Annotated in this window: 13 protein-coding genes; 12 read left to right on the top strand and 1 reads right to left on the bottom strand. The window is 61.7% G+C overall.

Features of this window, described 5'->3' with window-relative positions; translation table 11 throughout:
* Nucleotides 1-65 precede the first annotated feature (65 nt).
* Nucleotides 66-971 carry a PAC2 family protein gene (locus AC0J5Z_RS13305; protein ID WP_475032846.1) on the bottom strand — a complete coding sequence of 302 codons (906 nt, stop codon included), beginning with the start codon at nucleotides 969-971 and terminating at the stop codon, nucleotides 66-68.
* Between the two features lie 30 nt (nucleotides 972-1,001).
* On the opposite strand from AC0J5Z_RS13305, the gene AC0J5Z_RS13300 reads away from it, so the two are divergent.
* The 12 genes from AC0J5Z_RS13300 to AC0J5Z_RS13245 all read left to right on the top strand — a co-directional run bounded on the left by AC0J5Z_RS13300 (nucleotide 1,002) and on the right by AC0J5Z_RS13245 (nucleotide 14,664).
* On the top strand, nucleotides 1,002-1,814 hold the full coding sequence (locus AC0J5Z_RS13300; RefSeq protein WP_475032844.1) for an HAD family hydrolase: 813 nt from the start codon (nucleotides 1,002-1,004) through the stop codon (nucleotides 1,812-1,814).
* Nucleotides 1,815-2,981, top strand: coding sequence for a site-2 protease family protein (locus AC0J5Z_RS13295; protein ID WP_475032842.1), 1,167 nt, complete (start codon nucleotides 1,815-1,817; stop codon nucleotides 2,979-2,981).
* A gap of 117 nt (nucleotides 2,982-3,098) precedes the next feature.
* Nucleotides 3,099-4,163: a tRNA (adenine-N1)-methyltransferase gene (locus tag AC0J5Z_RS13290; protein WP_475032841.1), complete on the top strand. Its 1,065-nt coding sequence runs from the start codon at nucleotides 3,099-3,101 to the stop codon at nucleotides 4,161-4,163.
* 97 nt (nucleotides 4,164-4,260) lie between these two features.
* On the top strand, nucleotides 4,261-6,069 hold the full coding sequence (gene arc / locus AC0J5Z_RS13285) for a proteasome ATPase (RefSeq protein ID WP_475032837.1): 1,809 nt from the start codon (nucleotides 4,261-4,263) through the stop codon (nucleotides 6,067-6,069).
* A gap of 50 nt (nucleotides 6,070-6,119) precedes the next feature.
* A complete protein-coding gene (gene dop / locus AC0J5Z_RS13280) occupies nucleotides 6,120-7,739 on the top strand; it encodes a depupylase/deamidase Dop (RefSeq protein ID WP_475039694.1) in 1,620 nt (539 codons plus the stop codon).
* A gap of 119 nt (nucleotides 7,740-7,858) precedes the next feature.
* Nucleotides 7,859-8,062, top strand: a complete 204-nt coding sequence (locus tag AC0J5Z_RS13275; protein ID WP_043806102.1) for a ubiquitin-like protein Pup — start codon at nucleotides 7,859-7,861, stop codon at nucleotides 8,060-8,062.
* A gap of 79 nt (nucleotides 8,063-8,141) precedes the next feature.
* Nucleotides 8,142-8,951 carry a proteasome subunit beta gene (gene prcB / locus AC0J5Z_RS13270; RefSeq protein ID WP_475032835.1) on the top strand — a complete coding sequence of 270 codons (810 nt, stop codon included), beginning with the start codon at nucleotides 8,142-8,144 and terminating at the stop codon, nucleotides 8,949-8,951.
* Nucleotide 8,952: 1 nt separating this feature from the next.
* Nucleotides 8,953-9,660: a proteasome subunit alpha gene (prcA, locus tag AC0J5Z_RS13265; RefSeq protein WP_475032832.1), complete on the top strand. Its 708-nt coding sequence runs from the start codon at nucleotides 8,953-8,955 to the stop codon at nucleotides 9,658-9,660.
* Nucleotide 9,661: 1 nt separating this feature from the next.
* The gene (gene pafA, locus AC0J5Z_RS13260) at nucleotides 9,662-11,026 is read left to right on the top strand and encodes a Pup--protein ligase (RefSeq protein ID WP_475032830.1); all 1,365 of its coding nucleotides are present in this window, start codon (nucleotides 9,662-9,664) and stop codon (nucleotides 11,024-11,026) included.
* Nucleotides 11,027-11,153: 127 nt separating this feature from the next.
* The gene (locus AC0J5Z_RS13255; RefSeq protein ID WP_475032829.1) at nucleotides 11,154-12,086 is read left to right on the top strand and encodes an FKBP-type peptidyl-prolyl cis-trans isomerase; all 933 of its coding nucleotides are present in this window, start codon (nucleotides 11,154-11,156) and stop codon (nucleotides 12,084-12,086) included.
* A gap of 68 nt (nucleotides 12,087-12,154) precedes the next feature.
* Entirely contained in the window at nucleotides 12,155-12,550 is a 396-nt protein-coding gene (locus AC0J5Z_RS13250) for an FKBP-type peptidyl-prolyl cis-trans isomerase (RefSeq protein ID WP_309075022.1), read from the top strand.
* 95 nt (nucleotides 12,551-12,645) lie between these two features.
* Nucleotides 12,646-14,664 carry a helix-turn-helix transcriptional regulator gene (locus tag AC0J5Z_RS13245; protein WP_475032827.1) on the top strand — a complete coding sequence of 673 codons (2,019 nt, stop codon included), beginning with the start codon at nucleotides 12,646-12,648 and terminating at the stop codon, nucleotides 14,662-14,664.
* Nucleotide 14,665: the final 1 nt, after the last annotated feature.

Raw genomic sequence — 14,665 nt, 5'->3', positions numbered from 1 at the left:
CCACACAAAAACCAACGGCCCTGACATTGCGTCAGGGCCGTTGCTGGTTTCAGGACATTGATCTCTCAGGGGCGCTCTTTACCGCGTCGCTTCAGATACCGCTCAAACTCGCGGGCGATGGACTCGCCGGTCGCCTCCGGGAGATCAGCTGTGTCCTTCGCTTCTTCCAGTTGCCGCACATAGGCAGCAATCTCAGGGTCCTCCGTGGCGAGCTCGTCCACTCCGCGCTCCCAAGCCTCCGATTCTTCAGCCAATGCCTGGCTGTCCAAAGGAACCTGCAGCAGGTCCTCGATCCTGTGCAGGATGGCGAGCTGTGCTTTGGGGGAGGGCGGCTGGGCGACGTAATGCGGAACTGCTGCCCAGAGGGATACCGTCGGCAGCCCTGCCAGCATGGCGAACTCTGCTAGCACTCCCACAATGCCCACGGGTCCTTCGTACTGGGATGCTTCCAAGTTGAGGCGCTCCCGCAGGGAACTGTCCTCGGTGGTGGTGCTCACCGGAATCGGACGGCTGTGGGGCACATCGGCGAGGAGCGCGCCCACCAAAATCACTGAGTCCACTTTGAGCGCTTCAGCATGGACCAGTAGTTCGGTGGTGTAGGCGCGCCAGCGGTATGAAGGTTCTGTCCCGAGAACGAGGACCACATCCACGTTGCTTTCCGGAACTTCAGCCTTGTAGATCCGCGTTGAGGGCCATTTCACTTTTCGGGCACCTGAGGACGTACGCCGCACGGTGGGCCGCGTGAACTGGAAGTCGTAGTACTCCTCGGCGTCCACAGTGGCGACCTTCTTGCCATCCCAGAGCTTGTTCAAGTAGTGCAGCGCATCGCTGGCGGCTTCACCGGCGTCGTTCCAGCCTTCAAAGGCTGCGAGCATTACCGTGACGCGTTGGCCGTCCGCGGGTTCCTTGAGGAAACGCTCGGGCTCCGCGGTGATGTCCTGCCCTTCGGGGGTCCCGTCCACACTGTTCATCCACTCACCCTACGTCCAAGACCCTCGTGGATGCATGGCATTTCATGTCAATGCGTGTCACCGATTCGCCCACAGCGCAACGCACGGACAGCTGTCCGCCAGGTTCCACGTAGACTGGAAACCATGCATTCGTTACCCAGCCAGCCCCTCCTCAAAGCCGTGCTCTGGGATATGGATGGCACACTTGTGGACACCGAACCTTACTGGATCGCGGCCGAGCGTGCGCTGGTGGAATCCCACGGCGGCACCTGGTCCCACCAGCAGGCCATGCAGTTGGTAGGGCAGTCCTTGCTGCACTCGGCAGCCGTTCTGCAGGCCGCCGGCGTCAGGCTTGAAGCCCGTGAAATCGTGGACACCCTGAGTGCACACGTCATCCAGGAGGTCCGCAAGGAAGTCCCGTGGCGGCCCGGCGCCCGCGAACTGCTGGATGAGCTCCATATGGCAGGCATCCGTTGCGCCCTTGTCACCATGTCTGAAGGCCCCCTTGCCGGCGTGGTGGTGGAAAGCCTCCCGAAGCCCTACTTCGAGTTCATGGTGACAGGCGACACCGTCACCAACGGAAAGCCGCACCCGGAGGCCTACCTGACGGCCGTGGAACGGCTCAGGTTGGATGATCCTTCATTGACCATCCACCATTGCGTCGCACTGGAGGATTCCATCCCAGGTGCCACAGCCGCCATTGCCTCAGGCGTGGTCACGGTCGGCATTCCCCACCAGGTGCCCCTGCCCCAAGACGCCCAAATGACCAGGTGGCCCACTCTGGTGGGCCGGACTGCCCCTGATCTGCAGCAACTGGTTGCTGATCGCTTTGCAGCAGTGAACCTGCTTGAAGGGGCCAACTAGGTGAGTAGCCAGACCACACCACATCACTCGACGGCCAGCAAGAGGGACGGCATACCCCTCGGGAGAATCGCCGGTATCCCGGTCTACCTGGCGTACTCGTGGTTTGTCATCGCCGCCTTTACTGTGATCGTTTACGGCCCGGTCCTCATGGACTACATGCCCTATCTGAACAACTGGGCCTACGTAGTGGCGCTGTGCATTGCGTTGCTGCTCGCCATTTCTGTTCTCATCCATGAACTTGCGCATGCGCTCAGCGCAAAAGCCTTCAAGTGGCCCACCGAAAAAATTGTTCTCAATCTTTGGGGTGGGCACACGCAATTCGAGAACTTCACGGCTTCGCCGGGGAGGTCTGTCATTGTCGCCCTGGCTGGCCCCGCTTCCAACTTCGTCGTGGCCGCGGTCATGTGGGCGGTGATGTCCGCCGACGTACTGAGCGGCGTCTCAGCAACCTTGGGGGACATCCTGATGAGGGCCAACCTCCTGATCGGCATCTTCAATATTCTTCCCGGCATGCCACTCGATGGCGGACGTCTGGTGGAGTCGGCCGTTTGGAAGGCGACGGGCAGTCAGGACAAGGGCACTATTGCCGCCGGATGGTCCGGCCGTATCATCGTCGTCGCACTGGTCATTTGGTTTATCGGACTGCCATTGATCAGCGGCGCGTGGCCGGATCTCACGTTTATTGTGATCACCGTGCTGGTCTGCGGCTTCCTATGGATGGGCGCCTCGAGCTCCATCCACCACGCCAAGCTCCGCAGCCGCCTGTACCTGGTGAGTGCCGCCGGCCTCGCGGAGCCCGCCGTGGGCGTGCCGAACTCCGCCACAGTGGCCGACGTCCTGGACATTTCCCCTGCCGGGAGTCCCGCCGTCGTGATTTGCGGACCCGACGGTAAACCGCAGGGAGTTGTGGATTTCGGCGCAACGCTCGCTGTGCCCGCCGGAGCGGCTGCAACGACGCCAGTCACCGCAGTGGCACATGCCCTGGCCGCGGGGGCGTATGTCCCCGAATGGTCCAAGGGGCAGGAATTGATTCAGTACTTGGCTCGGTTGGAGGGCGGCGAATACGCTGTGGTAGACCACAACGGAATGGTCACCGGGCTACTCCGCCAGCAGGCGGTAGTGACGGCCATAACAGGCAAGGAAGCACGCAGGAGCGGGCGCGCCTGACTGCGTTGCCGGTAGAGTTGCATGCCGGCGGATATACAAAAGAAACCCATTGATTTTTTGGCGCCCACCAGCCGGTCACACATCGCGGCCCAGCCGTACAGGAGCGAGGAACACCACATGAGCAGCGAAACCGCCGCCCCCGCAGCAAGCACAGGCACTGACGAGCCGGCGACCGGCACGGCAGTGCAGCCGACGGGCGCTGCACGACGCCGCGGGCCTTTCCGTGTGGGCGAGCGGGTCCAGCTCACGGACGAACGTGGGCGCATGAACACCATCACGCTGGAGGTAGGCGGTGCTTTCCATACTCACCGAGGCTTCCTGAACCATGATGAAATCATCGGTAAGGTGGATGGCTCGGTGGTCAGCAACAACGTCGGCCAGCAGTACCAGACGTTGCGGCCGCTACTCTCCGACTTCGTGTTGTCCATGCCCCGTGGTGCTGCTGTGGTTTATCCCAAGGACGCCGGCCAAATTGTCACCATGGCTGACATCTTCCCCGGCGCGCGCGTAGTGGAAGCAGGCGTGGGCTCGGGCGCCCTCTCCATTTCGCTGCTGCGCGCAGTGGGCGACGGCGGGTACCTCCACTCGTTCGAGCGTCGCGAAGAGTTCGCGGACATCGCCCGCGGGAACGTTGAGACCATCTTCGGCGGCCCGCACCCCGCGTGGCAGATCTCCTTGGGTGACTTCCAGGAAGTGGTAGTCAAAGCCGAAGCTCCGGGGTCCGTAGACCGGGTCGTGCTGGACATGCTCGCCCCGTGGGAGTGCTTGGACGCTGTTGCCACTGTCCTGGCTCCCGGTGGCGTCTGGATCAACTATGTAGCCACTGTCACACAGCTATCCCGCACGGCCGAAGCCATCCGCGCTGACGGCCGTTTCACTGAGCCTGACGCTTGGGAATCGATGGTTCGCGGCTGGCACCTCGAAGGCCTCGCGGTCCGTCCGGACCACCGTATGGTCGCCCACACCGGATTCCTGCTGGTCACCCGCCGTCTGGCCGATGGCGTCACCGGAATCTCCGTGAAGCGCCGCCCGTCCAAGACCGAATTCAGTGAAGAAGACCTCAACGCCTGGACTCCTGCTGCAGTGGGGGAGCGCGCTGTGTCCGACAAAAAACTGCGCCGCGCAGCACGTGACGCAATCGCCGGGACCAACGTCCAGGATGGTCCGTCAGTCACAAACTGACAAAGGTCACAATAGGGTTCGCATTCCGAATGTCACCAAGCACCCTGAGCTTTTCGGGACTAAGGTCTTGTTAAGCGCAGGAAGGGGCTGATGAATCGTGGATACGTCAAACAACGACCTTGGACGGCCGACGCCGGAAGAAGCAAACGACGCAGCGGAGAATACGGCAAGCCGGGGGCTTGGCGCTGTTCAACCGCCGGAAACCTCGAGTGAACTGACTGTTGCCGAACGGCAGATCAACATTCTCCGGGACAAGCTTCGCCACATCGACCGCCAGTTGGCAGCCGCGACCCAGAACAACAGCAAACTGGTCAGCATGCTGGAAACGGCGAAGGCCGAAATTCTTCGCTTGAAGGGCGCCTTGGAGCAGGAGGGCCAACCTCCTTACAGCTTCGGTACCGTGGTGCAAATCAATCCACGGAAGCAGCCGGCCGCCGGGAGCTCGGGACAGGCAGCCACTGAAGAGTCTGTGGATATCTTCAACGCCGGCCGCAAGATGCGCGTCGGCGTTAGCCCGCTGGTAAACCTCAACCAACTTGCCGTCGGGCAGGAAGTCCTGCTCAATGAGGCACTTCTCGTCGTGGCAGGGCTTGGCTATGAACGCGCCGGCGAACTCGTCACCCTCAAGGAAATGCTGGGCAGAGACCGGGCACTCGTGGTCGGCCGCGCCGACGAAGAACGTGTGGTCCGGCTCTCCGGCGCGCTCCAAAGAGTTCATCTGAAGGTCGGAGACGCGTTGTCGTTGGATTCCCGTACAGGTTACGCGCTGGAGAAGGTTCCCCGCGCCGAGGTGGAGAACCTCGTCCTCGAAGAAGTTCCGGACATCACCTACCAGGACATCGGTGGACTGGGCCCGCAGATCGAACAGATCCGCGACGCCGTGGAGCTGCCGTTCCTGCATCCGGACCTCTACCGTGAGCATGGACTGAAGGCCCCCAAAGGCATTTTGCTCTACGGCCCTCCGGGCTGCGGAAAGACCCTCATTGCCAAAGCAGTAGCGAATTCCCTTGCTGCCAGGGCTGCAGAACGCGCAGGTAATACTGATCTCAAGAGCTACTTCCTGAACATCAAGGGTCCCGAACTCTTGGACAAGTATGTGGGTGAGACCGAGCGCCATATCCGGCTGATCTTCTCCCGCGCCCGTGAAAAGGCTTCGGATGGCAGCCCCGTGGTGGTCTTCTTCGACGAAATGGACTCGCTGTTCCGCACCCGTGGTACCGGCGTATCCTCCGACGTCGAAACCACCATCGTGCCCCAGCTGCTCAGTGAGATCGACGGCGTGGAGCGCTTGGACAACGTGATCGTCATTGGCGCCTCAAACCGTGAAGACATGATCGATCCCGCCATCCTTCGTCCCGGTCGCCTCGACGTCAAGGTTAAAATCCAGCGACCTGATGCCGAAGCCGCAGCCGACATCTTCGCAAAGTACATCACCACGGACTTGCCGTTCCACGCCCAGGATTTGGCTGAGTATGGCGGCGATGTACAGGCCACGGTGGATGCCATGGTCCAGCGCACGGTTGAGGCCATGTACTCCACGGAGAAGTCCAATGAGTACCTCGAGGTCACCTACGCCAATGGCGATACCGAGATGCTGTACTTCAAGGACTTCAACTCCGGCGCGGTGGTCCAGAACGTGGTGGATCGCGCCAAGAAGTATGCCATCAAGGACTTGCTGACCAATCACCAGAAGGGTCTTCGGATCGATCACCTGCTCCGGGCCGTGGTGGATGAGTTCCGTGAGCATGAGGACATGCCCAACACCACAAACCCGGATGACTGGGCTCGGATTTCAGGCAAGAAGGGTGAAAGGATCACCTACATCCGGACCATCGTTCAGGGGAAGGCCGGTCAGGAGCCCGGAAAGTCCATCGAGACCACCGCCAACACAGGCCAGTACCTGTGACGGCAAGGCCCGGGGGTTCGCCTGCAGAAAAACTGCCCGCAGGCGGCGCCATGCGCGTCATGGGCTCGGAAACTGAATACGGGATTCACGCGCCATCAGCACCGGGAGCGAACGCCACCATGATGTCCGCCAGGATCATCCAGGCGTATGCGGCCGTTACCAGGCAGCGGGCAGCCGGCGGTGCGGAGACGCGGTGGGACTACACGGACGAGGAACCGCTGCACGACGCCCGGGGTTGGACAGTGGACCGGACAACGGCGGATCCAAGCCAGCTCACAGACCAGCCGCCAGTGCTCGACGCCGAAGCGGTCGCCTTGGCCTATGGCCGCCAGGAATTGGAACTGGACGGGGCAGACGAGTCCGGTTCCCTGTTGATGAACATGGTCCTCGGAAATGGCGCCCGGCTGTACGTGGACCATGCACACCCTGAGTACTCCAGCCCGGAGGTCACCAACCCGCGCGATGTCGTTGCGTGGGATGCCGCCGGTGACCTGGTTGCTTTGGCCACGGTCCGGAAGGTCGCGGCGGATGCCGCGCTTCCCCCGATCAACCTTTACAAAAACAACACCGATAACAAGTCTGTTTCCTACGGCTCGCATGAGAACTACCTCATGCCGCGTTCGGTGCCCTTCGGAGACATCATTCGGGGTCTGACACCATTCTTCGTCTCCCGCCAGGTGATCTGTGGCGCGGGCCGGGTGGGGGTGGGGCAGGACAGCTCAACGCCTGGCTACCAGATCAGCCAGCGCGCAGACTTCTTCGAAGCAGAGGTAGGGCTGGAGACAACCATCCGCCGGCCAATCATCAACACGAGGGACGAGCCGCACGCGACAGCGGATAAGTATCGCCGCCTCCACGTGATCATTGGAGACGCCAACCTCAGCCAAGCCTCCAATTATCTGAAGTTCGGTACCACCGCCATGGTCTTGAGCCTCATCGAGGCGGGACAGGCTCCGAGGATTGAGGTCCACGAACCCGTCCAAGCGCTCCAAGCCATCAGCCACGACACCACGCTGGCCGCAACCGTGAGGCTCCTGGACGGACGGCGGGTGACCGCCCTCGATCTCCAGTGGATGTACTACGAGGCGGCCGCCAAACTCGCCCAGGAGACAGGGGTGGCGGATTCAGTCACCGGAGATGGCCACACACACCAGGTTCTGTCGCAGTGGGAGTCCACATTGACAACCCTCGGCACCAACCCGGCTGCAGCGGCCTCATCTGTTGAGTGGGTGGCCAAAAAATCGCTTCTGGAAGGTTACCGTAACCGCGACGGACTGGCGTGGGATGATGCGCGGCTCGGCCTGGTGGATCTTCAATGGTCCGATATCCGGCCTGAGAAGGGCCTCTACTACAGGCTGCTTTCCAGGGAGCGCATGATGCGGATTGTCGACGACGGCGACATTACCCGGGCGGTGACCGAACCGCCGTCGGACACTCGCGCATACTTCCGGGGCCGGTGCGTTTCGAGGTTCGGCAAGGACGTTGTTGGCGCCAGTTGGGACTCGGTGATCTTCGATGTCCCGGGGTTGGGGAAACTGCAGCGCGTTCCCACACGTGAGCCCTTGAGGGGAACGCAGGCTTTGACCGGCGCTCTCTTTGACCGGCACCAGGACGCAGGCTCTTTCCTGGCCGAATTGATGGGCCAGAACCCACCACCGGCGAAGGGTTGAGGCATGCCCGCCACAGGAATATTCGTGCCTGGTCAAAGCCATCCGCAACGTCCGTCAGCGTGGCAATATGGCAGTAGGAAGTCTCCGTCTTCAGGGGACTGACAGTAGGGAGAGAGAAAATGGCAGCTCAGGAGCAGCAACAACCGCAGTCACGGGAAACCGAGACCGAGGTGGACGTGCCGGAGGCACCACCGGCCGCACCCGAGGCACAAGCCTCGGAAGCGACGCAGGGTGTTGACGACCTCCTCGACGAAATCGACGGCGTGCTCGAATCCAACGCCGAAGAATTCGTCAGGGCGTTTGTCCAAAAGGGCGGCCAGTAACCGGCCCCACCCTCGCAGGTACTGCCCGGTCGGCGTGAGGCCGCCGGGCATCGGAACGCAGAGTCGAAGGAGTGCAGCAATGCAGGACCCATCAACCGGCCCCCTGGCCACCCAGGCAACGTCTTCTTTCACGGAGCATCTTCAACGCTCGCGTCCCGAACTTCTTCCGTTCAGCCAATCGTTACCCGCCGGAATGGTGCCGTCGTCGCCTCATGCCACCACCATCGTGGCCTTGACGTATGCCGGTGGTGTGTTGATGGCCGGGGATCGTCGCGCCACCATGGGCAATATCATCGCCAGCCGGCACATCGAGAAGGTGTTTCCCGCGGACGAATACTCAGTGCTGGGCATCGCTGGAACGGCCGGCTTGGCTATCGATATCACGCGCCTTTTCCAAGTTGAACTGGAGCACTACGAGAAGATTGAGGGCACTCTCCTCAGCCTGGTTGGCAAGGCCAACCGCCTGGGTGCCATGATCCGTGGAAACTTACCGATGGCGATGCAGGGGATGGCAGTCATTCCACTCTTTGCTGGCTTCGACCATGGGTCCGGCGTGGGGCGTTTGTTCTCCTACGACGTCACGGGCGGCCGCTACGAAGAACAAGAACATCACTCCGTTGGCTCCGGCTCAGTGTTTGCCCGTGGTGCCCTGAAGAAACTGTGGAAGCCAAACCTTTCGGAAGAGGCTGCCGTGGCTGTGGCTGTCGAGGCCCTTTACGATGCCGCCGACGACGACTCCGCCACCGGCGGCCCAGACCCCGTCCGCCAACTATGGCCGGTGGTGTATACCGTCAACCGTTCCGGCAACCGGCGGGTTCCTGAACGGGACTTGGCAGCGATAGCCGGCGCCATCGTTGAATCGCGGGCCATCGCCGGACGGGAGGCCTGACATGACGCAGCAGTTCTATGTCTCGCCCGAGCAGTTGATGAAGGACCGTGCGGACTTCGCACGGAAGGGCATCGCACGTGGACGCTCCGTGGTGGTCATCAGCTGTGCCGATGGCATCGCATTGATTGCCGAAAACCCTTCACCCTCACTGCACAAAATCGGCGAAATCTACGACAAAATCGCGTTCGCAGCGGTGGGCAAGTACAACGAATTCGAAAGTCTCAGGCAAGCGGGTGTCCGTTACGCCGACGTCCGCGGCTACTCCTACGATCGCGAGGACGTGACGGCGCGCGGCTTGGCCAGCGTGTACGCCCAGAGCCTCGGAGCTGTGTTCACAGCCGAGCAGAAGCCGTTCGAGGTGGAATTGGCGGTGGCCGAGGTTGGCTTCACGCAGGAACAGGACCACCTGTACCGGCTCACCTTCGATGGTTCAATCGCCGATGAGAATGGCTTCGTGGTCATGGGCGGACTTGCTGACCAAATTTCCGACGTCGTCAGTGGGGATTGGGAGCCGGAGCTCAGCTTGGCGGGAGCCATGCGATTGGCACTGCGTGCCTTGGCCACCAATAAGGAAGTTGAAGAACTGCCCGCTACCGCCGTTGAAGCCGCGGTGTTGTATCGCGCTTCTGAGAGCCAACGCGGATCCCACAGGGCGTTCCGGCGGCTATTGCCGGATGACATGACCCGGTTGCTCACAGAGGAGAGCTGAGATGGATAAACGGATATTTGGCATCGAAACGGAATTCGGCATCTCCTATTCCAGTCCGGATTCACGTCCACTGGCTCCCGAGGAAGTGGCACGCTACCTGTTCCGCAAAGTGGTCAGTTGGGGTAGGTCCTCCAATGTTTTCCTCACCAACGGTTCACGGCTTTATCTTGATGTGGGCTCTCACCCGGAGTATGCCACGGCCGAGTGCGACGACCTTGCCCAGCTCATCGCCCATGACAGGGCGGGCGAACTTATCCTGGACGATCTCGTGGATGAAGCCCAGGCAAGGCTCGCGGCGGAGGGCTTCAACGGTACGGTTTACCTCTTCAAGAACAACACCGATTCGGCGGGGAACTCCTACGGCAGCCACGAGAACTACCTCATACCGCGGCGCGGGGAATTCTCCCGCCTTGCCGAGATCCTGATTCCATTCCTGGTCACCCGGCAACTGATCGCTGGTGCAGGCAAGGTATTGAAGACTCCGCACGGCGCCACATTCGCCTTTTCCCAACGCGCCGACCACATTTGGGAAGGCGTGTCCTCCGCCACCACCAGGTCCAGGCCCATCATCAACACCCGCGATGAGCCACATGCGGACGCCGAGTTCTACCGCCGCCTCCACGTGATCGTGGGGGACTCCAACATGTCTGAGACCTCGGCGCTGCTCAAAGTCGGCACGGTTGACCTCATCCTCCGCATGATCGAGGCGGGGGTCATCATGCGTGACATGCGCATGGAGAATCCCATCCGCAGCATCCGCGAGATTTCCCACGACCTCACGGGCCGGGCACTGGTCCGGTTGGCCAACGGACGGCAACTCACCGCCCTTGATATCCAGCGGGAGTACCTCAACAAGGTCACCGACTTCGTGGCCACCAACGGCGCGCACAACGTCCACGTACCGCTCATTCTGGACTTGTGGAAGCGGACCTTGGACGCGATCGAGAGCGGTGACACCAGCACCATCGATACCGAAGTGGATTGGGCCATCAAGAAGAAGCTCATGGACGGCTATATGCGCCGGCATGATCTCAACCTTGACTCACCGCGCATCGCCCAACTGGACCTCACGTACCACGACATTTCGCGGCAACGTGGCATCTTTTTCCTGCTGCAGGCGCGCGGTGCAGCACGAAGGCTTGTCACGGAAACCGAGGTAAAGGATGCTGTGGATGCGCCGCCGCAGACAACGCGGGCAAAGTTGCGAGGAGACTTTGTCCGCAGGGCCCAGGAGCTTGGGCGCGATTACACAGTCGACTGGGTACACCTGAAGCTCAATGACCGCGCGCACCAAACAATCCTCTGCAAGGATCCGTTCCGCAGCGTGGACGAACGGGTGGACGCTCTCTTGGACTCCATGAGCTGACGGCTTTATAAGCTGGCTCCCAGCTTCACGGGCTATTCTGGATAGTGGTCTCTTCCCGAGATACACCTCGCTTGGATGCGCAACGCGCCTTTCCGAGTGTCCCTTGCCCCGACGAAAGTGTCTTTTTGTGCGCCGACTCCTAGCAATCCTCCTTCCCGCCCTGCTGCTTATTACCGCATGCGGTGGCGGAAGCACTCCGGCTACTGAGCCCACCAGCAAGTCGGTGGGCGACATCTCCAAGCTCGACTCCGTGAAGGTGACGGACAACGGCAACGACAAAGCACCGGGCATTGAATTCTCCAAGCCCCTGACCGTGGCCGAGCCCACCGTTGACGTCGTCAGTGAAGGTGACGGAGAGCCCGTGAAGACGGGTCAAACTGCCGAATTGGCATACGTCGCCGTGGATGGCAGCGATGGCAAAACCCTCGAGGACGGCTACGCCAACGGGCCCCAGCCGATCGACCTCACGGACCAGGTGAAAACCAGCAACGAGCTGATCTATAACGCCATCATCGGCGCCAAGGTGGGCAGCCATATTGCCATCGCCGCACCCGGCAACTCCTCCGGTACCACACCCGCGTCCACGCAGCTGGTGGTATTCAAGATCATCTCCGCCAAGGACGCACCCGGTCTTCTGAGCAAGGAAGAGACCGAGCAGCTGGACAAAGACGGCAAGCTTCCCAAGGTCACCTTTGACGCCAAGGGCATACCTTCCGTGGAGATCCCCAAGACTGACGCACCTGCCGGGCTTTCGGTGAAGGTACTGTCCGAGGGCTCCGGTGAAGAGTTGAAGAGCTCCGACACCATCGATGCCAACTACAGCGGCTGGCGCTGGGACGACAGCACCAAGTTCGACTCCAGCTATGACCGCGGAGAGGCCGCTACGTTCGGTCTGACCCAGGTAATCAAGGGCTGGACACTGGGCCTTACGGGCCAGAAGGTCGGGTCCAAGGTGCTACTGACCATCCCCACGGACCTCGCCTACGGTGCAAGCGCCGCTGCGCAGGGCAAACCTGCAGGTCCGTTGGTCTTTGTTGTTGAGATCACCGGGAAAAAGTAAGACCTCGCCCAGGTTCTGGCTAAGCTGGTCCCTGAAAACACCTTCGTCCCTTTCACTAAGGAGCACCAATGTCATTTGGTCAGCGTGACTTCGACCGCACTAAGCCGGAAATCGACTTCCCGGAAGGCGACGTCCCTACGGACCTCGTCATCACGGACCTCATCGAGGGCAGCGGCCCCGAGGCCAAGGCGGGCGACACCGTATCCACCCACTACGTCGGCGTTGCCTGGTCCACGGGCGAAGAGTTCGACGCTTCCTGGGGCCGCGGCGCTCCGCTCGACTTCCGCGTCGGCGTCGGCCAGGTCATCCAGGGCTGGGACCAGGGCCTGCTGGGCATGAAGGTCGGCGGCCGCCGTCGCTTGGAGATCCCCTCGGAGCTCGCCTACGGCTCGCGTGGCGCCGGTGGAGCAATCAAGCCCAACGAGGCCTTGATCTTCGTCGTCGATCTCGTTGCTGTCCGCTAGGACTTTGGCTTTTCGCAGGGCGCGTTACCTTCCGGTTTTGCCGGTCGGTGACGCGCCTTGCTGCTTTCCCGCTGGTTTTTAGTAACGTAGCAAGCGTGTCCGCATCCCGCACTGAACGTCTCCTGAACCTTCTCCTGGCTTTGCTCAATACCAAAGTTGGCCTTCCACGCGCCGTGCTGCGCGAAAAGGTCTACCACGATTCAGCCGAGAATGACGTCGCCTTTGGACGCATGTTCGAGCGCGACAAAGTGGAGCTGAAGCAGTTTGGCTTTGAGATTGAGACCCTGATGGATCCGCGCAACTTCGGCGCGGACGACCCCGCCTCGGCACGCTACCGGATCGGCAAGGACTCCAACCGGCTTCCTGATGTCAACCTGACGGCTGCGGAGAGCACTGTGCTTCTGCTGGCGGCTCAGCTCTGGGAACGCGCTGCTCTGGGAACAGCAGCTGCCAACGCCGTTCGCAAGCTGCAGGCCGCAGGAGGCTTCATGGACGTTGACCTCCCCGCAGGGGTCCAGCCGCGGATCAAACCTGCCGGACAAGCCTTCGACGACGTCGTTGCGGCCATGCACGGCAAGCATCCGGTCCGCTTCGGCTACCTCGCGGTCAGTACCGGACGGGAAGAAGTCCGCGAAGTTGAGCCGTGGGGGCTGGGCAGCCGCTTCGGCCAGTGGTACCTCGCGGGCTGGGATCGGGGGAGAGGGGCCCAAAGGCTCTTCAGGCTCTCACGGATGACCACCGCAGTGAGCGTTGTAACCACGAGCAGTTTCCAACCACCGGAGGGCTTCAGCGCCCGGGCCGAGTTGGACGCACTTCATGAGCTGCCCGTCCAACAAGCCACTCTGGACGTCGATATGGACAGGCTGCTTGCCTTACGCAAAAGGGCTGTGTCCGTCGAGGCAGCCCCGGATGCACCCAGTCGTGACCGCATCACTGTGGATTTCCGGGATCCAGAGCAGCTGGCCGAAGAGCTGGCCTCCTATGGCCCCCACGTCAAGGTGGCGGGACCCACAGAGCTGCGTGCCGCCGTCGTACGCCGCCTCAAAGCTGCCGCGGACTTTGATGACTCTCCGCCACTACTCATTGAATTTCCCGAAGCCGGCCGTGCTCCGCGGGCGCGCAAACGCACCTCTGAAGACCAACTCGCCAGGATGCTGCAACTGGTTCCCTTCCTGGTTCACCACCAAGGCCTGCATATCCAGCAGGTGGCCGATCACTTTGGCATCAGCCGCAAGGCGCTGATCGATGACCTGAAGATCCTTATCTGTTCGGGGCTGCCCGAGGGATACCCTGACGACCTCCTGGACATTCAATGGGAGAACGATCACGTGTACATCTCCGAGCACCTCGATTTGAACCGTCCAGTGCGGTTCAGTGAAGACGAAGCGGCTGCGTTGCTGACCGGCCTGGCCATGCTGGGGGATCTGCCGGCACTGGCAGGAATGCTTGAGGATGAGTCGGGGAGCGCCCTGGAATCCGTGACCATCAAGCTGACAGGCGCTGCCGGGCAGGCCGCACGATTGGCCGGCTCAGTCTCCGGGCAGTCGGTGGCGCCGGAACAGTCACAAGCTTTCGCCGCAATAACCCGGGCAATCCGTGAGGGGCAGCAACTGCGACTCAGGTACTTCTCACTGCAACGCGACGAAGTGACCGAGCGTGACGTGGATCCGCTGCGGCTCTACTCGCTGGACAATACGTGGTACTTCGAGGCGTACTGCCACAGCAAGGCGGGAATCAGGAACTTCCGGCTGGACCGGGTAGAAGCGTTGGAGGCCAACGGCCACGCCGTGTCCAGGCCGCCAACAGCCGGGCAGGATTTTCCGGCCCGGCTGTTCACGCCCAGCGATGACGACGTGCTGGTGGTCCTCCAGCTGACCCGTCAGGGAGCTGGATTGGCTGACGACTACTACGCCGAACGCACCGCTCAACTGCCCGACGGCGGTCTGCTCGCCGAAGTTCGGTTCGGCAACGCAGAGTGGCTGCCGATGTTCGTTTCCCAGCATGGTGGCACCGTTCGCATCCTCGAACCCGGGCACCTTCGACAGGATAGCCGCGCGTGGGTCGACGCGGCCATGGCGCAGTACAACTCACCTTCCAGCACGAAGGCTGGCTAGA

Source organism: Paenarthrobacter sp. TRD_SC_7 (assembly GCF_056156245.1).
This window is presented reverse-complemented; position numbering and strand designations above follow the sequence as displayed.